This window comes from Aerococcaceae bacterium DSM 111021, from assembly GCA_020112395.1.
Lineage (GTDB): Bacteria > Bacillota > Bacilli > Lactobacillales > Aerococcaceae > Ruoffia.
Window position 1 is genome coordinate 294,671 of record JACCEK010000002.1, and the last position, 21,232, is coordinate 315,902.

Sequence of the window (21,232 nt, forward strand, 5' to 3'; positions counted from 1 at the left end):
AGTTGACTTAAATTTTTTACATTAAATGAATTTTGTTCGTTTATCCGTCGAAATCTAGCGCCAAAACTTCGTATACCCAGCTTTGTCTTCAATATTGTAATCAATCAGCGTCTCCATTAATTCGTATGGAATCGGGTCTTTCCACGTAATGCGAATAATATTGTCTGTATGACTCAATCCACTCGCTTCAATCTGATCCTTAAACTCTTTGATTGGCTTGACCTCAGGCGCCATCGAAATATGCTTCTTGGAATGGCTGAATCCAATAATATACGTATCATGGTTCGTAAACATTGGTTGGTTCCATGCAATCCTTGTGTTCAATTCAGGATACTTCTCCTTAACCCAATCCAGAATCTCCGCCATCATCGCTCTTTGCTCCGGTTCTCCCATTGCATTCAAGTATTCTTCAAAAGTTTCCATGTAAGCACTCCCCTTTGATTTGTTATGTATAAAGTATACAACACATTGCATAAAAAATTGATTTACTAGACTCTATTTCATCCCATAGTGCCCGCCAACAGCATTACCGGACTCTATTGCGTCCCATAGTGGCCGCCAACCTCAGTACCAGACTCTATTGCAGCCCATAGTGGCCGCCAACCTCAGTACCGGACTCTATTGCAGCCCATAGTGGCCGCCAACCTCAGTACCAGACTCTATTGCAGCCCATAGTGGCCGCCAACCTCAGTACCGGACTCTATTGCAGACCATAGTGGCCGATAAGCGCATTACCAGACTCTATTCCAGTCCATAGTGGCCGCTAACTGCATTACCAGACTCTATTTCATCCCATAGTGGCCGCCATTTAATAATCACAATTCTATGTAATAAGAATGATTACTTCCTGAACCTTTCTTCTGAAAGTGTTGGGATAATGTCTTTTTAACCGTCGTTGCACTAATCATACTTCCCATAAACTCATACACATTCTTCCTTGTCACCATCTCAGGCTGATCAAAATACAACAACCTCAATTGTTTAGCTGATCTTATAATTGCTGCACTTTTATTTTCGCTGCTTCCACATTTAGTACATAGAACTGTTTTGTGCCGACTAACTGTGCTAAAACTCTTACACGCTACACACGGAATCCCTTTACGCAACTCACCAAACGTCTCCATCCCAATCGGTGTTGGCTTAAAAGGAGACTCGCCTCGGTATTTCCCAATCGCATTATTCACAGACTCTAAGTATTGATGTCCCAACCGATTCGGATGTGCTCGCTTCATATCTCTCAAGTACTGCTTCAAATTATTACGCATCACAATATCGAAATTGAAACCTTGATCAATCTCAACAGAACAATGCTCATTAATAAAAATCATCGCACCCTCAACTTTAATCCCGATATGCAGCTCATCCGCAATGTATTGCAATTTCCGCACACGCTGATCCATTCGACTCATTACATTATCTTTGAACCGTAAATTATTCAACCAACTTTCACCATTTTCATAACGGAAATGACCATCATAATTTTTTACTTCGAATAAAAACCATGTCGTATCCGCCACAACAATAATATCCGCTTGCGTGCCATTGCCCATCTCAAACCACAAGTCATAAAAAATCAACCACTCCCAACTGCCGAATTCACCTAGCCAAATGTAGACTTCATTCTCACCTTCATACCCTATTAACAATTTATAATATCGTTTCTTTAACTCATCCGATTCCAACATACCACGAATTTTTCGCGCTTCTAAATATCTTAATTCTAAGTTTTTCTTCAATGAAATCACCCCACTCTATAAATACAAGAAAAAAGGCCAATTCCATTATTACAATTGTGTAAAATAAAAAAGCCTCCAAACTCATTATAAGTTTAGAGACTTTGCTGACTTACATAACTCGGTTCATCATTAAGCCGACAATGACTGACACAACAATCAAACATATCTCACCGCTATATGTTGATAAAGCGAATTTAACATCTTTAAATGTAGCCAGTGCTCCTTTAATTGAAATGCTGAAATACTTTGTGACGAAAAATAATAAAATTAATAATAAGAAACCATGCACGATATTATTTAACGTGAAGAGTGCTACCATTAATAGCGCAATACTGGCATATAATATATGCTGACTCTCTGTATCACCAACTTTATCCCATTTTAGCTTTAATAAATAAGCCGCTAAAGGCAACAAGAAGATCGCTAACATTTGGAGCGTGAGTGCAGGTGTTGTCTGCAGTAAGTCAACAATCGTCACCGATTGCATCGTTGCAGTTGTATTTATATAAAGAAAAAATAAGAACGGGGTAAGACAAAATAAAATAATAATACCATAAATCATTCGGTTCATTAACTTCTGGGACATAATCATAATAATCTCCTAACTTTCTACTGGATCTAGTTTTCGAACATAATCAAAGTATTCTAAAAATAGCATATTGGTTACTAGACTTACGGGCAGAAATGATACCATCTCGTCACTTTTATATGGAATCGAAATCGTTTGAAAGTAAATGGTATATTGAGCAATTCGAGCCAATAAACTCGCTTGAATACTCGTAATCGCAATAATCTTTGCGCCGCGACTTTTGAAAATATTCAATTCGTTTTCAAATGAGCTCACATCTCCACTTAAAGAGGCAATAATTAACACATCATTTTCTTGAGCCGAACGACTAATCATCTCAAGTTCAGTATGAGCTGAGATTTCAACCGTATATTTATTACAAATAATCATACTCCGTCTCAAGTCATCGAGGGCATTTTTTTGTCCCCAACCTGTTCCGTAACAGAAGATATGATTCGCGTTATAAATTTCAGCGATAATCCCTTCAACATTTGCTTGGTTGAATAATTTGTACGTGGCTTCAATATCATCCATGACCATTTCGACACTCTTTTCCTTTTCGATACCTTTTGGATTGTTTTTTAAGTCTGTTAAGTAAAATTTAAACTCTGAAAAGCCACTGAAACCAATCTTTTGCGTAAAACGCGAAATGGTTGATTTGGACACAGACAGATTCTTCGATAAATCTGTAATCGAAATCCGACTCACTGCCGTCGTGTTTTTCATGACATAATCGAATATATATAGTTCGTTTTCTGACAGATTTGAATAATTTTCGTTATAAAGTGATTCTATAGATTTCAATCTTTTGGCCTCCAAAACTACAGTAAAAAAAGTGAGCAAATTCGCTCACTTTTTATTATAACAAATTTTAAACAAATTGAGAGCGATTACGCTAACTCAGGCCAGAAATCTTTGTTAGCTTCGATTAAATCATCAAGGATTTGTTTAGCGACACGTGCATTTGGCACCGTTCTTGATAATGTAATAGCTTGCCATAATTTTTGGTAATTACCTTCAGCCCAAGCTTCTACAACTAACTTCTCAACAGCAACTTGTTGTTCCATTAAGCCTTTTTGGAAGCGAGGAATTTCACCCATTACTAATGGCTCTGGACCATTTGATGTAATGATACATGGAATTTCTACCATGGCAGTGGGGTCAAAGTTTGCTAAAGCACCATTATTTGGCACGATTAATAACATTCTTTCACGTGTGTTATAAGCAATTGAACGTGCTAAGTCAACGATATATGATGCATGATCATCAATTTCTAATTGAGTTTGAGCCGCTGTTCCATCATTTACAACTTGGTTACACATTGAGAATACTTTCTTCTCACGGTGATCCATTACTTCGTTGGCACGCGTGTAATCTGGGTTTGATGCTTCAACTTCATCTTGTGGGTAGAAGTAGTATTTCAAATACGTATTTGGTAATGTATCTGGATCTAGCCATGATAATTCTTTCGCTTTCTCATATGTATGCATCCAGCTTGCTTCCACTTCTTCTGTTCCTTGTTTTTCAAGTTCTGAAGGTGTGACATAACCGTGTTTTTGTACCCATTCTTTAACTTTAGGCATTAAATCATTGCCGTTGTGGTCACGAATATCTGTCCACCATCCAAAATGGTTTAGACCGTAGTAACGTACAACGAAATCTTTACGTGATTTTAAGCCTAAAATTTCAGCCATACGGTACTCGATACCTACCGGCATATCGCAAATATTAATAACTTTAGTATCTGGACGTAATTTACGCGTCGCTTCTGCAACGATTGCCGCTGGGTTTGAGTAATTTAACATCCATGCGTCTGGAGAGTACTCTTCCATATAATCGATTAATTCTAACACGCCACCGATTGAACGCATTCCGTAAGCAATTCCACCCGGTCCACATGTTTCTTGCCCAACAACACCGTATTTTAATGGAATCTTCTCATCTTGTTCACGCATTTGGTATTTACCAACACGGATATGAGCCATAACGAAGTCGATGTCCGTGAATGCTTCTGCTGGGTCAGTTGACGCTAGGAATTTAATCTCTGGTGCACGCTCTTTTAATAAAATCTCGATCGCATCTGCGATTTGATTTTGACGCTCTTCATCGTTGTCATAGAATTTGATTTGACGAATGGGGAATTTGTCTAAGTTATCCAGTAACATCATAACAATTCCTGGTGTAAAGGTAGATCCTCCACCTGCGACTAAAATTGATTGTGGTTTTAAACTCATAATAATTAAATCCTCCTATAAATTGATTAGTTTCATCTTAACAACTTTGGAACCGGATACAATATCTACGAATAGTTTTGAGCCAGTTCCAGTAATTTGATTGTTTGTTCATTGAATGGAAATTGTTCCGCAGCTAGTTGCCTCGACGACGCTCTAATTCAATATCAACTTCGTCACGCACTTGAGGTACGTCTAGCCCAATAATAACTTGAATGGCATTACCGTTTTTCACAACACCATGCGCTCCTGATGACTTGAATGATGAATCTGGTGCTAACAAACTTGCATCCGCTACTGAAACCCGTAGACGTGTTGCACAGTTATTCACATCAACAATATTATCCTCGCCACCTAAGTAATCAATATAATCAGATGCTTTGATTGCGAAATCCGACTTACCTGCATTCGCTTTTTCAGCTGCTTTACGGTCTTTATAATCTTTCTTAGAATACATTTTCACTTCTTCATCTTCAGCCTCTCGACCTGGAGTATTGTAGTCAAAGCGTAAAATCATAAATCTAAAGACGATAAAGTAAATCGCACTAAAGATGATACCGATCACTAACCAAGTAATAACCGCACCTGAGTGATTACTCCATAATGGAATAATGAACTTAGACAATACCGCGATTAATCCACTCCCGATATCTCCAACAAGACCAAACATGTACATGGTTGTAGACATTGTCGCTGCTAATAACGCATGAACTAAGAATAATTGGGGTGCAATGAATAAGAAAGTAAATTCAAATGGTTCCGTTATCCCAGCCATAATTGCAGTGATAGCTGTTGGTAAAACTAAAGCTAACACTTCTGTACGCTTCTCTTTGTTAGCTGTTGCATAAAATGCCGCTCCAATACCAATTGGTGCGAAGATTTTTGACATGTTGTGTAATCCAAAGCCACCTAATGGAAACTGCTCTTTTAATGGAGCTGGGTTTGATGCAATCTCGCCTAAACTTCTTAACCATGCTGGTTCCAGTCCGCCTTCAACAGCTGCTGGCCCTAACATAAATGGTTGCCACACAAAGTGGTGTAACCCGGTTGGAATTAATAGTCGTTCAAGGAATACATAAATCCAAACTCCGAAAGCTCCGGCTTGCGCCATCCAATCTTGTAGCTGGAAAATCCCACCTTGTACTGAAGGCCATAACCAAGCTGTAGCAAATGCTAGAGGTAATGTAATAAAGAATCCAATGATATAAACAAATGTAGAACCTTGGAACACCCCTAACCAATCAGGTAATTTTGTATCAAAGTATCTATTATGAATCCAAACTGCAATCGCAGCAATTAAAATCGCACCAATAATGTTGGTATCTAACGTCTTTACACTACCAATCAATTTCAGTCCACTTGTTCCGCCTGGATCAGCAGAAAAATCAACACCAAAGTTTGATCCGTAAAGTTCTAAGATCTTTGCAATAAAATTGTTGAACGTCATGTAGATAACAAATGCCTCTAGTGCCGCTCGTCCCGATGCTTTTTTAGCCAGTCCTACTGGAAGACCAATAACGAATAATAGCTCAATCTGATTAAAGACTGTCCACCCACCTGATTCAATGACCGACCATATATTGCGCCAAAATGTACCTTCAGCAGCTATGGAACCCATAATCATCTCATTCTGGAATAGAATGGCTAAAGAAAGTATTATACCTGCGAATGAAAATAATAATACCGGAACGAACATGGCTCCTCCAAATCGCTGTATCTTTTGCATCATAGTTACTCACTCCTCTTTTCTTAATGTAACTCTATAGTAAATGAGTTCTTCAGCACGTGCAACCGCTTGCATGTTTCTTGGGACGAATTCCTGAGCGAGTACACAGTTCCGCGAAGTGGGAATTGTTGCAGGGTTAATATAGTTAAAGATGATCAGTGCGACAGGAGTGCGGTGCGGGTCGTCGTCAGTCCCACGATAACCCACAAACAAAAAAGGAGGAGCCATCCGGATCCTCCTCAATTTTATTCCCCTAACAATTCTCGCTTCACTTCAATTAAAGAAGGATAAACATCAAATTCTCCTTCAATACCCTCTAATTCCACTTCAACTTCCGGCACAAAGTACACACCGAGTTTTGCGGCTAATGCGGACTCCAAGCCAGACGAAGAATCTTCAATCGCAATAGCATTTTCAAAACTTATACCTGCTTGTTCCAATACCTTATTATAAATCTCAGGATCTGGTTTAGGATGAGCTACCTCATCACCAAATATTGTAAAGTCAAAGTACTTTAATAAATCAAATTGCTTTAAAGTAGCCAAGCCTATCTTGCTGTACGAAGACGTTGCAACTGCTAACTTAAAGCCTTTGTCATGGACTGCTTTAATTAAATCTGATGCACCTTTTTTCAACTCAACTTCATTCTTTTCCAAAGCAGCAAAATAATACTCTTCACGCAAGTCCCGGGCCTCTTTAACTAATTCATCCGACCCCAGATACGTTTTAATCATTTGGTTATTGTGTTCCGTACTTCTACCACGCATCATTTCAAACTCAGTAGCGTCAACCTTATGGCCGTACCCTTTGAGTACGTGCGACCAGCCTTCATGATACACCTTTTCACTATCCACCAATGTACCATCCAAATCAAAAATAATTAACTCTATCTTACTCATTAGACGCTCCATCCCACCATAACTTCACAATCGCTTGCGTACCTTCATCCGAATGCCCTGCATCAGCAAGTTGCGTGTATAACTTGTGAGCTAGTTGAGTCATCGGTAATTCGATTGACATTTTTCTTGATTCATCTAAAGCAATCTTTAAATCTTTGACAAAATGCTTCACAAAAAAGCCAGGTGAGTAGTCATCTTGAATAATTCGTGGCCCATAATTAGCTAAGGAACGGTTACTCGCTGCTCCAGATCCAATTGTTTCGACGACTTTATCTAGCGATAGATTCGCTTCTTTAGCATACGTCATCATCTCAGCCAAGCCTAACATCGTTCCCGCCACCATAATTTGGTTGACTGCTTTGGCATGTTGGCCGGAACCATGCTCACCAAAATAAGTCACATTGGCTGCGAATTTATCAATAACCGGACGCGCTTTCTCTAGATCAATTGCATTCCCTCCAACTAAAACAGCTAGACGCCCTTCACGAGCGCCAATATCTCCACCTGTTACAGGTGCATCCAATACGCTAACATTCAATTCTTTCGCTTTGTCTGCCAATTGTATCGCTAACGACGGTGTACTTGTTGTCATATCAATAAACAAGCTGCCTGAATGAGCTCCCGTAAACAAGCCTTTATCCCCATAATACACTTCTTCAATGTCTTGTGGATAGCCAACAATCGTAATGACAATGTCTGTTGCTTCTGCTACTTCTTTAGGTGTATCCAACCACGTTGCACCTTTGTCGACTAAGTTCTTGGCTTTTGATTTTGTTCGATTGTATACAAATAATTCATGCCCTGCTTCAAGAATGTGCCCTGCCATACTTTGTCCCATGACACCTAAACCGATAAATCCAACTCTCATGTTATGCCTCCTTGTGATGTATAAAGCGTTCTGAGATTATTATAACATTGGGGGTGAAGAAAGATAAATTATAGGTATTACTGATCTCTTAAGTTCTGATAAGTATCAATGTATATTTTATAACTTCTTCTTGTATTTGTTGATTAAATAAGCTAAATTTGATACATCACGATAATGGAGGCGCTTACTGCATATGGATTATACTATTAAAAAATATGGATCATACAACGGCAAAGAGTATGATTTAATTCAAATTACAAACAATGATGTTATTATTACTTTCACCAATCTAGGCGCTCGAATCAACCAATGGAAGATTGGCTCAGATAACTTAATACTGGGTTTTGATAACCCTCAAGAAGCCGTAAAAGGAAAAGGCTATTATTACGGAGCAACCATCGGCCGAATTGCGGGAAGAATAAGCAAGGGACAATTTTCAATTGATGGAAACGACTATCAGCTCCCTCTAAATGAGGGTGATAACCACTTACACGGTGGACCTAATGGCTTTGATTTGAAGTATTGGGAATACGACATTATACAAACAGACTCAGAAATTAGTATTACATTCTCCTTGACTGATCAAGATGGTGAGAATGGATTCCCCGGCACATTAGAAGCTCAAGTTATCCATACTTATACGGTCGATAATGAATGGAAAATCACTTATAAAGCTACTTCAGATGCAGACACACTATTCAACCCGACCAATCATGTCTACTTTAACTTAAATGGAACACATACAGTGCCTATTCTTAATCACCAACTAAAGATCGAAGCGGATAAGTATGTACCCGTTAAAGCAGACGGAACACCCGTTGGTGAATTATCAAGCGTAGAGGGTACAGCTTTTGATGTACGTAAAGGTAAACAGATTGGAGATCAGTTCAAATTAAATGACGCTCAAATTGAGTTGAAAAACGGGTTTGATCACCCCTTTGTTATGCAAGCAGATGCTTCAGATACTCCTATTGTCTTATCAGTCCCTGAGTTGAATCGTTCCATCGAAGTATCTACAGACTGTGAATCAGTTGTCGTTTACACACATAATGTCGTAGATCCTCCAATGGAAATTTGGGGTGAGGAGCTACAACAATACGCTGGAGTTACACTTGAGACTCAGACAATACCTGATGCGGTTAATCATGATGCTTTTGGAAATGATATCTTACGAAAAGGAACACAGTTCGAAAGTGCAACAACATATAAACTAGTTTATTAATTCAAAAAAACCTTGTAGCTAGTGTAGCCACAAGGTTTTTGATATTTTAATTAGCATACCCCTCAGGATTAGCTTCATGCCAGTCCCACGCAGTCTGAATAATACCCTCAATCGTTTCATAGTCCGGTTTCCATCCTAATATCTCACGCGCTTTTTCGCTCGCGGCTACTAATTTTGCTGGATCTCCAGCTCGTCGTTCACCGATTTTTACTGGGATTTCTTTCCCCGTTACTTTACGTGACGCTTCAACAATTTCTTTCACGGAATAGCCCGTACTACTACCTAAGTTAAATATCTGACTTTCAGTGTTCGTATTTAAATACTCTAAAGCCAGAATATGTGCGTCAATCAAGTCTTCAACGTGTACATAATCTCGGATACATGTTCCGTCCGGCGTATCATAATCATCACCAAAGATCGTCATTGCATCACGTTGACCTAAAGCCGTTTGTAGTACAATAGGGATTAAATGCGTTTCTGGGTCATGATCTTCACCAATTCCACCCGTACTCAATGCGCCAGCGACATTAAAGTAACGCAATGATACAAACTTAATCGCGTGTGCTAAATCACACCACTTAATCATGTTCTCCATCATTAACTTGCTTTCACCATACGGACTCGTTGGAGCTTTGGGCTCATCTTCTGTGATTAATGATACTTGGACATCCCCATACACTGCAGCAGTTGATGAGAAGATAATTTTCTTCACATTATTTTCTTGCATGGCTTCGAGTAGTACTTCCATCCCAACAACGTTATTATTGAAGTATTTCAACGGTTTCTCAACCGATTCGCCCACTAATGAACTGGCTGCAAAATGAAAGATAGCCTCAATTTGTTCCTCTTGAATAATTTGATTCAACATCGCCTTGTCTCTAATATCACCCAAATAAAAAGTGGCAGATTGATCTACCGCATCGCGGTGACCCGTCACTAAATTATCTAAGACGCTAACGTTATAGCCTTTTTTAATCAGCTTATTAACAGCGTGCGAGCCAATATAACCCGCTCCACCTATAACTAATACATTCATCTATTCACATCCTTTACACTTGATTCAATGCATCGATAAAGCGAATAAACCCTGCTCTACCTTCATCTGTCTGCTTAAATACACCAGCATCTTCCAAGACGCGAGCAAATTTTAATGACATATTCTCTTCAATCACTGATTGGATTGTCGCTTCAGTAATTGCTTCCGTATTGCTTGCCATCTCCACAGCCCATTCTTGATGAACAGGTGTCACTTCTTCTATAGTTCCTTTTCCTAATAGATACGCTTTAACCGTCTCTAATTCAGTCACTAATCTTGGTGGCAATACCGCTAAGCCCATCACTTCAATGAGACCGATATTTTCTTTCTTAATATGATGCACATCTTGATGCGGATGGAAGATGCCATCCGGATATTCTTCACTCGCTCGGTTGTTACGCAGAACTAAGTCCATCTCAAACTTACCATCTTTAAACCGAGCAATTGGCGTAATGGTATTATGTCGCTCTTCATCGGTATAAGCGATAATATCTAGGTCTTTATCTGAATATGCCATCCATTGATCCAAGATAAACGTTGATACTTCAACTAAATCTTCTACTTTATTACTTCTTAAACGAATCACAGACATCGGCCAATAAACTAATTCAGCTTCAACCTGATCAAATTTATTTAATTGTACCGTCTTAAAGCCTTTAGCTTTTTCCATCGGAAATACGTGACGCCCACCTTGATAGTGGTCATGTGCTAGGATTGACCCACCTACACGTGGTAAATCAGCATTTGAACCCACAAAGTAATGTGGTAATACTTTCACAATTTCTAAGATATTATTAAAGCATTTGCGGTCAACCGCCATTGGCATATGGGTTTCATTCAAAAAGATTGAATGCTCGTTATAGTAAACATACGGCGAATATTGGAAACCATACGTTTCTTCAGGTAAGTCAATACGAATAATCCGGTGGTTTTGACGCGCAGCATGATTCGCGTGCCCTTGATACCCTTCGTTCTCCATACAAAGCACACACTTAGGATAGTCCACACTTTCTTGAGTTAATGCTTTCGCGATTTCCTTTGGATCTTTTTCGGGTTTTGACAAATTGATTGTCACTTCCAAATCCCCATACTCGCTTTGTCCTGTAAAGATAATATTTTTCGCAATATTACGTGTTTTAATATAATCATTTTGTTGTGATAATTCGTAAAAATAGTCCGTCGCTTGTTCTGGATTCGCTTGATATTTGTCCCAAAACTTCTGATTCACGCTCGATGGGGGTGGTGTTATTAAATCCATGATTCTCGCTTCCAGCATCTCAGTCTCTGATTGCGTCACATCAATAATTCGTTCATCTTTTGCATATTGAACTAACATGTCCATGTACTCCAACAAACTAACGTCCGCTTGAGCCACTTCAGGTAAACCTGCTTCTTTGAGATTTAAAATAGCCAACAAGCGATTGACAGTATAATGTCGGTCTAACGCATCCAGTACTTTTAATTGAACCGCTTTGTCCGTGAACTGATGAATTGTTTTTTGAATGTTCAAACTCACAAAATTCCTCCTATCAATAGTCTGCTTTATAATTTCTTCGCGCCGTCGCCAATTTCAGCGACATAAAAACTCGCATCATAACCGATTTGGTCTTTATATCGTTGCCCTATTTGGTCAATCGCTTCATCCACTGCTTCTTTGTTTACTAAAGCAATCGCGCAACCACCCATACCGGCACCCGTCATACGTGCACCAAGCACACCTTTTTGATCCCAAGCCGCTTCAACTAAAGCATCTAATTCAGCACCAGTCACTTCATAATCATCTCGAAGGCTAATATGTGATTGATTCAATAACTGGCCAAACTCTTCAAGTTGATTTGCTTTCAATAATTCAACTGCTTCTTGTGTTCGAGTATTTTCGTATACTGCATGTCGAGAACGCTTAAAATAAGTCTCATTACTAAGCAAACCAGTATTAGCATCAAATGCTTCGTTCGATAAATCGCCTAAAGTCTGAATATTTAATTCTGTTTGAAGCTCCTCTAGCGCTGCCTCACACTCAGAACGTCTTTGGTTATACTTAGAATCAGCCAACTCACGTCGTTTATTTGTATTCATAATCAAGATGACGTTATCACCAAATTCTGCCGGCACTAACGTATAGTCAAGCGTATTTACATCTAGATAGATGGCATAATCATTTTGACCCATTCCAATGGCGAATTGATCCATTATACCCGTGTTTAAACCAATAAAATCATTCTCAACTCTTTGCCCAATTTTCACTAAATCTAATCGCTCTAAGTCTAAATTAAACTCTGATTCTAATATGACTCCGATTAATAACTCTAAGGATGCAGATGACGAAAGCCCCGCTCCGTTAGGGATGTCTCCATAAATGAGTAAGTCAAACCCCTGGTCCACTGTGTGCCCCGCTTCTCGAACAAACTTAATCATTCCTTTAACATAATTTGTCCAATTATCTTGCTTATCAAAGATCAACTCTTGGTCTAAATCAAACGAAATAACACCCAATTCATTAAAGTTATCTGATATACAATTGACCGTCATATCATCACGCAACCTCACTAACCCCATTGTTCCCTGGGTAATTGCGCAAGGAAGCACGTGACCTCCATTGTAATCAACATGTTCACCGATAAGGTTTACACGTCCTGGTGAGAAGTATTGGGATGTTGAGGAGCTTTGAAATACCTCTTTAAACCGTGCTTCTAAATTTTCTATCATTTTTTCTTCCATAATGTACCTCCGTAATAAAATGACATCATTTCTCTATTCAATAAAAAACTTGCTACTTATCTAACTCAGTAAGCCCTTTCAATCATTATTTTATATTTCCTAATGTAAATAGTCTATATTCATTTGTCACTAAAACATGTCATTTTGTTTACTATATGATAAACTATCTGTGTAATATTGAGAGGGAGGTTATTTTTTGAATAGTTATTGGAAACATCTTTTTCTAGATAATGGAGATCTGACCTTGATAGAAGCCGGTTTACAAAAGTATGAGACTAACCAAATTAATAACTACAAAGTTAAGCATGATATAGTCTTTCATATTGTTCTTGAAGGAAAAGGTCATCATACTGTCAATGATAAAAATTATGAATTAACTGCAAGTGATAGCTTTATTTTAAAAAAGAATCAACATGTTTATTATTATCCAGATAAAGATGACCCTTGGACCATCTGTTGGATTGGTATAGGCGGCGACCATTTAGATACTTATTTGAGTAATTCAATGATTCCAAATGTTGATGTCTTAACTTTCAAGGAAAACAGTTTAGCTTTTGAAGAAATGAAACAATTTATATACTTTTTATCCGAAAGTGATCCGAATGATTTACAAGACAATTTGAAAACATTTAGTATGTTATATCATTTTCTTTACTCGCTTAATGAAGAATTTCCACTTACCAATCATCAAAATACGAATGCTCTTTCAGAACCACGTTTAGCAGAAAAAATTTACAGTTATATCTATAAGTATTTTCACAGTGCTTTCACAGTAGGTGATATTGCGGAAGAATTCAATATTAGTCGTAATTATGTATTTAAATTATGTAAGGAACACTATGGTCAGTCTCCTAAACAAATCATTCAAGAACTCAGAATGAATCAAGCTTCACAGTTACTGCGAGGATCTAATTCCCAAGTTAAAGAAATAGCTAGTACTGTCGGTTATAGAGACGCCTTTAGTTTCTCTAAAATGTTCAAAGAATATTATGGTTATAGTCCAACCCAATTCAGGAATTTAACCGAAGAAGAAATCGACAAGGCTTTGTTTATTCGCGAGGAGTTTTTGAAGGTATGATTTAAATCGTTTTTCAAATAAATAATAGAAAGGAACTTTTATGAATACAGAAGATATTTATAATAAAATGCATTCTGGTGAAATATATATTGAAAACTCAGAAACATTAAATGATCAAGCAAAGTATCGAGATTTACTGTTCCATTTCAATCATACTTTACCTAGTGAAACAAAAAAAGTCCGAAGTATATTAACTGACTTATTAGGAGCTATGGGAGAAAATTCGTACATAGAGCCCCCTTTTCATGCTAATTGGGGGAAGAATACTTATATTGGAAACAATGTTTATATCAATTTTAGTTTGACTATTGTTGATGATACTCGTGTTGAAATTAAAGATCATGTCATGATCGGTCCCAATGTAACTATCTCTACCGCTTCTCATCCTCTAGAACCTGAGCTTCGATTGAAAGGTGCACAATTCAATAAGCCTGTCACCATCGAAAAGAATGTGTGGATAGGAGCAAATGTGACTATTTTTCCCGGTGTTACTATCGGAGAGAACAGTGTCGTCGGTGCTAACAGCACCGTCACTAAAGATATCCCAAGTAACGTACTTGCTTTTGGTACGCCTTGTAAGGTGATAAAAAGAATATGAAATCACAAAAAAAGACTTGGTTCACAATGCCAAGTCTTTTTGTGTTTTCTCTTAGTTTACATTTCAACTAAGTATATTTTTTACTTACTCTTCCATCAATTGTAACGCCTGCCCCAACACTCTCTCACCATCTAAAAGTCCATAGCTTTCTTTATCAATTAATCTATAAGGAACCTTGTTATACTCAAGAAAATCTTTCAAACGTGTAATTTCATATTCCGATTGGGGACCAATTAATAGCGCATCAATCTCTTGTCTCTTTAACACATCTTCAGCTGTAATCGCTGGAGCAGAGTATATATGAATATCCAAATCTCTATGCTTTGCAGCATCCTTCATATTTTTAACTAACAGTCCCGTAGTAATCCCAGCAGAACATATTAATAATACTGTTTTTGCTTCTTCCATTACGAATCACTATCCTTTTTTACGTTTATTATATTGATCAATAACAACAGCAAGAAGTAAAATTAAACCTCTAATTGCTTGTTGCCAGTCAATACCAACTCCTAAAATAGACGTACCGTTATTTAACACACCGATAATTAATCCACCAACAAGGGCACCTACAATCGTTCCAATACCACCAGAAGTAGAAGCACCACCAAAGTATACAACTGATAAAGCATCTAACTCAATCCCACTACCAGCTTGAGGTGTCGCTGCATTCAATCTTGCTGCAAGAATCATCCCCGCTAAAGCCGCTAACACACCCATATTTACAAAAACCCATAAAGTTACTTTCTTAGTCTTAACACCTGATAATTCAGCTGACTTATAGTTTCCACCTGTTGCATAAATGTGGCGCCCCATAACTGTTTGATTTGTAATAAATGTATAAATTGCAGCTAAAACCGCAATAACAATCATAACAAATGGGAATCCATTATGCTGTGAGAAAACATATGTGATTGTTAAAATTGTTCCAACAATTACCACTAACTTCGTTACGAATGAAGTCATTGATTCTACTTTAATTAAATTATCTTTCTTTTTCTTTCTAGACATATACATCGTTGCTGCTAAAAGAATAGCCACGGCTGCCCCAATAAGTATTGACGTCATATGTAGTTCAGATTCACCAATATTTGGTAAGTAACCTGAACTTAAAAAATTAAACATTGGTGGATAATTAGCAATTGACATTCCACCAAGCAAAACTTGAGTTAATCCACGGAATAATAACAAGCCCGAAAGTGTTACGATAAAGGCTGGTATCTTCACATAAGCAATCCAAAATCCTTGCCACGCTCCAATAACTCCACCAATAATAAGACATAGCGGAATAACTAACCAAGGGCTAATTTCTCTTTGAATCATTAACATTGCAGATAGTGCCCCTACAAAGGCCATAACTGATCCGACCGATAAATCAACATGTCCTAATAATACTACCATTAACATTCCAATCGCTAATACTAAAATATGGCTATTTCGCAGTATTAAGTTGGTAACGTTAACCGGTCTTAATAAGATTCCATCTGTTAAAAGTTGAAAAATCAGTAACGTTACGATTAAAATAATAATCGGTGGATTTTATAATGAGATTAGCCACCTCTAAAAATCAGTAAAAAAATGCTAAGTAACACAGATGGTTAATCCCGTCAGCGCTTGACAACAAGCCTCAACTCATTAACAAGTACTACTTCAATCAATAAAAAAAGTTAAGTTAGTCGGTAACACACTGAAAAATAAAGTGTCTAACTTAAACTTGAAATTTACACATTAATTTTAAGGTAACTCTTCTATAACTACACAAAAAACACTAAAACTGAGCCTACAGTTTTAGTGTTCATTTTGTATATTTAAATATCGTCGCTAAGCAACCCTTCAGCAATCGTATCCGTAGTAACTATAATATTCAACAAATCACTTTCTAGTGCCGCTCGAATTGCTTCAACTTTCTGATCCCCATATACCACAGTCATAATAGCAGGTATCTTTCTCAAATCCTCAAGATTTAGTCCAATAACATTTTTATTTATTTCACTATCTACTTCTTTTCCTTCTTGATTGAAAAATCGTGAATTAATAACGCCTACAGCATTATGCCCCTTTAAGTCGGTCGCATCTTCTTCACTTAAGAAGCCTATTTTTCGCATGTTACTTTCTTGATCCAAACTTGAAATCCCAATTAAAGCCAAATCGACTGTTTTTCCTTCTTCCAAGATACTTTGAATTGCATTGTTACTACTGAGCTCTTCTCGTATTAACTCATTTGATACTAATGCAGGAGAATAAAGATATTTCGCCTTACCTCTCATCTTCCTCGCTAAGTCGTAACTCAATTGATTGGATTGTATCTCAAAATAATCATCACTTAACCCACCGATCAAAGGCAGGACTGTGACACCTTGATGATTCGTATAAGGAAAATGATCCACTAAACCTCTTAAGGAATTCCCCCAAGAAATACCGATTGTCTGGTATGAAGGAAGTATTTTCTTCAAGTATAAAGCAGCTTGTTGGCTTGCCATTTTTTTCACTTCAGCTTTATTAATATCTAGTGTATCAATGATAATGGCATTTTTTAGCTTGAATTTTTTCTCTATTTGCCTTTCTAACCTAGCCGTATAGACACTACTGCTATTAATCACAATTTCAACGATTCCATCTCTTTTTGCTTCAACAATCATTTTAGATATGAATGATCTCGATACGCCTTTTTCGCGGGCAATTTCTGATTGCGTCATCCCTTCTTCATAATACATTGTCGCAATCTTTACAATGTCATTTTCACCTATTTTCTCCATACTGTCCTCCAATTACCAAATCGTTTCTTTGAATAACAAAAGTCCATCAAAGTAGGCAACTTTGCTAAGGTCTACTTTGATGGACACATATTATTTAAACGCTTATTTAATTATTTTCCAAACGCTTCAGTGTATTTACTTACAACATTTTCTGCAGTAAAGCCGAAGTATTCAATCACTTCTTCACCTTTACCAGAAGCGCCAAAACGGTCAATTCCGAGTGTTACACCGTCAAGTCCAACATAACGTTCCCAACCGAATGTTGCTCCCATTTCGATTGACATACGGTTACGTACAGCTTTAGGTAAAACACTTTCTTTATATTCTGCTGATTGCTCATCGAATAAGTTTTGTGCTGGTAATGATACAACTGATACGTCTACGCCTTGCTCTTTTAATTTCGCTTGTGCTTCAACTGCTAGATTCACTTCAGAACCTGTCGCAATTAGGATTCCTTCAGGAGTATCGCCTTCACTTGGTGAGATAACATATCCACCTTTACGTACACCTTCTTCAGCTTTCGTGTTTGATCCTTCTAAGACTGGTAAGTTTTGACGTGATAAAACTAACATTGTTGGACGGTTTTCTGATTCCATTGCTACTTTCCATGCTGCATATGTTTCATTAACGTCAGCAGGACGGATTAAGTTTAAGTTAGGCATTGCACGGAATCCAGCTAATTGCTCAATTGGCTCATGTGTTGGTCCATCTTCACCAACTGCAACTGAATCGTGAGTCATCACATATGTTACTGGCAATTGTGATAATGCTGATAAACGTACAGCAGCTTTTAAGTAGTCAGTAAATACGAAGAATGTTCCTCCGTAAACTTTTGTACCACCATGTAAAGCAATACCGTTCATCATAGCAGCCATTGCAAATTCTCGCACACCAAACCAAATATTACGTCCAGAACGGTTTTCTGGCATGAAGTCCTCGTCGCCACTAATCATTGTTTTGTTAGAACCAGATAAGTCAGCTGATCCACCCCATAAGTAAGGTACTTTCGCAGCTAAAGCTTGGATAGCATCTCCACCCGAAGCACGACTCGCTTCTGCTTTAGCGTCTGTTCCTTTGTATTCTAATTCTGATGCATAATCTTCAGCAAGATGTCCGTTGAAGCCTTGTTGGAATGCTTCAGCTTTTTCTGGGTTAGCTTCTTTATATGCATTAAATATTTCTAACCATGCTTCATAAGCTTTCTTACCACGGTTTTTAACTTTTTCGTCGAATAATTCTTGAGCTTCTGCCGGAACATCAAACGCTTCATGGTTCCATCCGTATACTTCACGAGTTGCTGTCCAGTTGTCAGCACCTAATGGGTTACCATGCGTATCCGCAGTTCCTTGTTGAGGTGAACCGTATCCGATAACTGTTTTAATCTCAATTAAAGTTGGTTTACCTTGGTTCTCTTTTGCTTTTTGAATCGCATTTGAGATTGCATCTAAGTCTGTTCCTTCTTCAACACGTAAGTAGTTCCAGTTCATAGACTCAAAACGGCCTTTAATATCTTCATTAAACGCTTGGTTTAAGTCTCCATCTAATGAAATATCGTTTGAATCATAAAGAACGATTAATTTATCTAATTCTTGGCGACCCGCGAATGAAATAGCTTCATAGCTAATCCCTTCCATTAAATCTCCATCACCCACTAATGTATATGTATAGTGATCGATTACTTTATGCTCATCAGTATTGTATACAGCAGCAGTATGTTGTTCTGCCATCGCAATACCAACAGCTTGTGCAATACCTTGTCCTAATGGACCTGTAGTCGCTTCAACACCATCAGTATGGCGGTACTCTGGGTGACCTGGTGTACGGCTTCCTACTTGACGGAAGTCCTTTAAGTCATCAATCGTCACGTCGAATCCACTCATATGTAATAAACTATAAAGTAATGCCGAACCATGCCCTGCCGATAGAACGAAACGGTCACGGTTAGGCCAGTCTGATAATTCAGGATTCACATTTAAGTGACCTGCCCATAATGCATATGCCATTGGCGCCGCACCCATAGGTAAACCTGGGTGACCTGAATTAGCTTTCTCAACTTGTTCAATACTCAACGCACGTAATGTATTTACCGCTACTAAATCTTTTTCGTTAAACATTATATTCCTCCAAAGAATTATTTTATTTTTTACTTATTTTTATTAGTTAAATTAAAGCAAACGTTTCTTCAAAACTCACATCAGTGACTTTGTTATCAATGACAGCTGTACAGCGCTCGGTTTTTCCATCTAACAACAATTCCACAGCGTGTTCACCAAAGTCCAGTCCTAAGATTCGGTCCTCAGCAACAGGGTTCCCACCACGTTGAATATGCCCAAGTAATAACGGGTGAATTGGATAACCTGTTTCGCTTTCGACAATGTCCTTGAATTCTTCCGCGGACATGACACCTTCAGCGATGATGAATAATTGATATCTCTTGCCCATGGCTTGAGACTTTTCAATCGCTTCTTTAACTTTATCTACATTAAAGTCACTTGCTTCAGCAATGATGCCGTCTGCGTCTAGTGCTCGTCCTGTCCACTTTGCAATATCTCCAGCTCGACGACCCATAACTTCAATCCCGTATAGATGTTTGTGACTTGAGGCAGACTGCATAATAATATCCACAGTATCCACCACATTGCGAACTGCGGTCTTGAAGCCTAAAGTTAGCTCTGTAATTGGAATATCATTATCGATTGTGCCAGGAATGCCAACCGTTTGGATACCTAATTTGGACAAACTCATCGCTCCACGGTAAGAACCATCTCCCCCGATAACGACGAGTCCATCTACTTCATCTTCTTTTAATTGCTTGGCGACTGCCGCTTGAACTTCTGCCTTCTTAAACTCTTCTGATCTCGACGTACCTAAAAATGTCCCTCCCACATTGTGGTGCGGTTTGACATTCTTAGGTGTTAATTCAATATAATCGTTCGCAATTAACCCAGAGTATCCTTCAAGGTAACCGCGCACTTCAATGTTATGTTTGCGTGCTTCATCAACAATTCCGTTAATGGCTGCATTCATCCCTGGAGCATCGCCTCCACTTGTTAATACACCTATACGCTTCATCTGATTCTCCTAAAATGTTTTTAACACTTAAAGCTATTACAAGTCATAGTGTAACAAATATACGATGTATATTCATGTTCTACGCACTCTTCCTATCTATTAAAAAGTATTTCATAAACAGATTATACACCGCTTTCAATATTTTGTAAAGCACATGCCACACATAGTGTCGTATGTCACAGGATGTTTTTTCTTCTATATGGGGTTCCTTTAATTGTGCATTTATTCGTAATGATGTACAGCCTTCCCCAAGCTAGTAGCTCACTCTTATCGGTTTTCGGAGTAACAATGCAACCTCATAGCTTCCCAAGCTTATTGATTGTTATTACTACGTTCTCACTACTTGAGGCAGCGATTGAATCAGAAAATATTCGTGGAGCCTTCCAATCCATTGATCCACGTCAAATTGAAGCCGGTCAATCAATTGGAATGACACGCCGTCAGAATTTACGTCGCATTATTATTCCACAAGTAATGAGTGTAGCCATCCCATTATTCTTAAATGCCTTTTTGAAAAACATTAAAGGTCTCTCACTTGCCTTTACAGTTGGAGTTGTTGATATTCTAGCTCAAGCTCGTTACGCAGCTGCTTTAAGTTACCGCTACTTAGAATCTTATGTTGCTGCAGCTTTAGTTTATTGGCTTATCTGTGGTATTTTACAAATGATTTTCAACCGTGTTGAATTAAAACTTCAATTTGGTGCCTCACGTAGACAAGGAGTGTAAT

General features: G+C 38.1%; 20 protein-coding genes. 4 read left to right on the plus strand and 16 right to left on the minus strand.

Annotated features, from left to right (window positions below; translation table 11 throughout):
- Positions 1 to 54: 54 nt before the first annotated feature.
- From HYQ40_07560 to HYQ40_07595, 8 genes are all read right to left on the minus strand, one after another.
- Positions 55 to 423 (minus strand): DUF1801 domain-containing protein, encoded by a 369-nt coding sequence (locus HYQ40_07560; protein MBZ6527635.1) that lies wholly within the window; start codon positions 421 to 423, stop codon positions 55 to 57.
- A gap of 392 nt (positions 424 to 815) precedes the next feature.
- Complete coding sequence (locus HYQ40_07565) at positions 816 to 1,736, minus strand: NERD domain-containing protein (GenBank protein ID MBZ6527636.1); 921 nt, start codon at positions 1,734 to 1,736, stop codon at positions 816 to 818.
- A 109-nt stretch (positions 1,737 to 1,845) separates the two neighbouring features.
- The gene (locus tag HYQ40_07570) at positions 1,846 to 2,328 is read right to left on the minus strand and encodes a hypothetical protein (GenBank protein ID MBZ6527637.1); all 483 of its coding nucleotides are present in this window, start codon (positions 2,326 to 2,328) and stop codon (positions 1,846 to 1,848) included.
- 9 nt (positions 2,329 to 2,337) lie between these two features.
- Positions 2,338 to 3,108, minus strand: coding sequence for a MurR/RpiR family transcriptional regulator (locus HYQ40_07575; GenBank protein MBZ6527638.1), 771 nt, complete (start codon positions 3,106 to 3,108; stop codon positions 2,338 to 2,340).
- Positions 3,109 to 3,194: 86 nt separating this feature from the next.
- Entirely contained in the window at positions 3,195 to 4,538 is a 1,344-nt protein-coding gene (locus HYQ40_07580; protein MBZ6527639.1) for a 6-phospho-alpha-glucosidase, read from the minus strand.
- Between the two features lie 133 nt (positions 4,539 to 4,671).
- Positions 4,672 to 6,264, minus strand: coding sequence for a PTS transporter subunit EIIC (locus HYQ40_07585; GenBank protein ID MBZ6527640.1), 1,593 nt, complete (start codon positions 6,262 to 6,264; stop codon positions 4,672 to 4,674).
- Between the two features lie 242 nt (positions 6,265 to 6,506).
- The gene (locus HYQ40_07590) at positions 6,507 to 7,160 is read right to left on the minus strand and encodes an HAD family phosphatase (GenBank protein ID MBZ6527641.1); all 654 of its coding nucleotides are present in this window, start codon (positions 7,158 to 7,160) and stop codon (positions 6,507 to 6,509) included.
- Entirely contained in the window at positions 7,153 to 8,028 is an 876-nt protein-coding gene (locus tag HYQ40_07595; protein ID MBZ6527642.1) for an NAD(P)-dependent oxidoreductase, read from the minus strand. The genes HYQ40_07590 and HYQ40_07595 overlap by 8 nt, the downstream gene beginning before the upstream one ends.
- Before the next feature lie 193 nt (positions 8,029 to 8,221).
- On the opposite strand from HYQ40_07595, the gene HYQ40_07600 reads away from it, so the two are divergent.
- Positions 8,222 to 9,250: a galactose mutarotase gene (locus HYQ40_07600; protein MBZ6527643.1), complete on the plus strand. Its 1,029-nt coding sequence runs from the start codon at positions 8,222 to 8,224 to the stop codon at positions 9,248 to 9,250.
- Between the two features lie 46 nt (positions 9,251 to 9,296).
- Here the strand turns inward: HYQ40_07600 and galE are convergent, their stop codons facing one another.
- Genes galE through HYQ40_07615 form a run of 3 tightly spaced genes read right to left on the minus strand, consistent with a single transcriptional unit; the run spans position 9,297 to position 13,004 of the window.
- Entirely contained in the window at positions 9,297 to 10,286 is a 990-nt protein-coding gene (galE, locus tag HYQ40_07605; GenBank protein MBZ6527644.1) for a UDP-glucose 4-epimerase GalE, read from the minus strand.
- Positions 10,287 to 10,299: 13 nt separating this feature from the next.
- Entirely contained in the window at positions 10,300 to 11,796 is a 1,497-nt protein-coding gene (gene galT / locus HYQ40_07610; protein MBZ6527645.1) for a UDP-glucose--hexose-1-phosphate uridylyltransferase, read from the minus strand.
- A gap of 32 nt (positions 11,797 to 11,828) precedes the next feature.
- Positions 11,829 to 13,004 carry a galactokinase gene (locus HYQ40_07615; protein ID MBZ6527646.1) on the minus strand — a complete coding sequence of 392 codons (1,176 nt, stop codon included), beginning with the start codon at positions 13,002 to 13,004 and terminating at the stop codon, positions 11,829 to 11,831.
- Positions 13,005 to 13,200: 196 nt separating this feature from the next.
- Between HYQ40_07615 and HYQ40_07620 the strand changes: the two genes are divergently transcribed.
- Both HYQ40_07620 and HYQ40_07625 read left to right on the plus strand, forming a co-directional pair.
- Entirely contained in the window at positions 13,201 to 14,082 is an 882-nt protein-coding gene (locus HYQ40_07620) for a helix-turn-helix domain-containing protein (protein ID MBZ6527647.1), read from the plus strand.
- A 40-nt stretch (positions 14,083 to 14,122) separates the two neighbouring features.
- A complete protein-coding gene (locus tag HYQ40_07625; protein MBZ6527648.1) occupies positions 14,123 to 14,680 on the plus strand; it encodes a sugar O-acetyltransferase in 558 nt (185 codons plus the stop codon).
- An 84-nt stretch (positions 14,681 to 14,764) separates the two neighbouring features.
- On the opposite strand, the gene HYQ40_07630 is transcribed toward HYQ40_07625, so the two are convergent.
- From HYQ40_07630 to HYQ40_07650, 5 genes are all read right to left on the minus strand, one after another.
- Complete coding sequence (locus tag HYQ40_07630) at positions 14,765 to 15,088, minus strand: PTS sugar transporter subunit IIB (GenBank protein ID MBZ6527649.1); 324 nt, start codon at positions 15,086 to 15,088, stop codon at positions 14,765 to 14,767.
- 9 nt (positions 15,089 to 15,097) lie between these two features.
- Entirely contained in the window at positions 15,098 to 16,207 is a 1,110-nt protein-coding gene (locus HYQ40_07635; GenBank protein ID MBZ6527650.1) for a sugar ABC transporter permease, read from the minus strand.
- A 278-nt stretch (positions 16,208 to 16,485) separates the two neighbouring features.
- On the minus strand, positions 16,486 to 17,433 hold the full coding sequence (locus tag HYQ40_07640) for a sugar-binding transcriptional regulator (protein MBZ6527651.1): 948 nt from the start codon (positions 17,431 to 17,433) through the stop codon (positions 16,486 to 16,488).
- 110 nt (positions 17,434 to 17,543) lie between these two features.
- Entirely contained in the window at positions 17,544 to 19,547 is a 2,004-nt protein-coding gene (gene tkt, locus HYQ40_07645; protein MBZ6527652.1) for a transketolase, read from the minus strand.
- A gap of 46 nt (positions 19,548 to 19,593) precedes the next feature.
- Positions 19,594 to 20,505, minus strand: a complete 912-nt coding sequence (locus tag HYQ40_07650; protein ID MBZ6527653.1) for an ATP-dependent 6-phosphofructokinase — start codon at positions 20,503 to 20,505, stop codon at positions 19,594 to 19,596.
- A gap of 183 nt (positions 20,506 to 20,688) precedes the next feature.
- Between HYQ40_07650 and HYQ40_07655 the strand changes: the two genes are divergently transcribed.
- Entirely contained in the window at positions 20,689 to 21,231 is a 543-nt protein-coding gene (locus HYQ40_07655) for an ABC transporter permease subunit (protein ID MBZ6527654.1), read from the plus strand.
- Position 21,232: the final 1 nt, after the last annotated feature.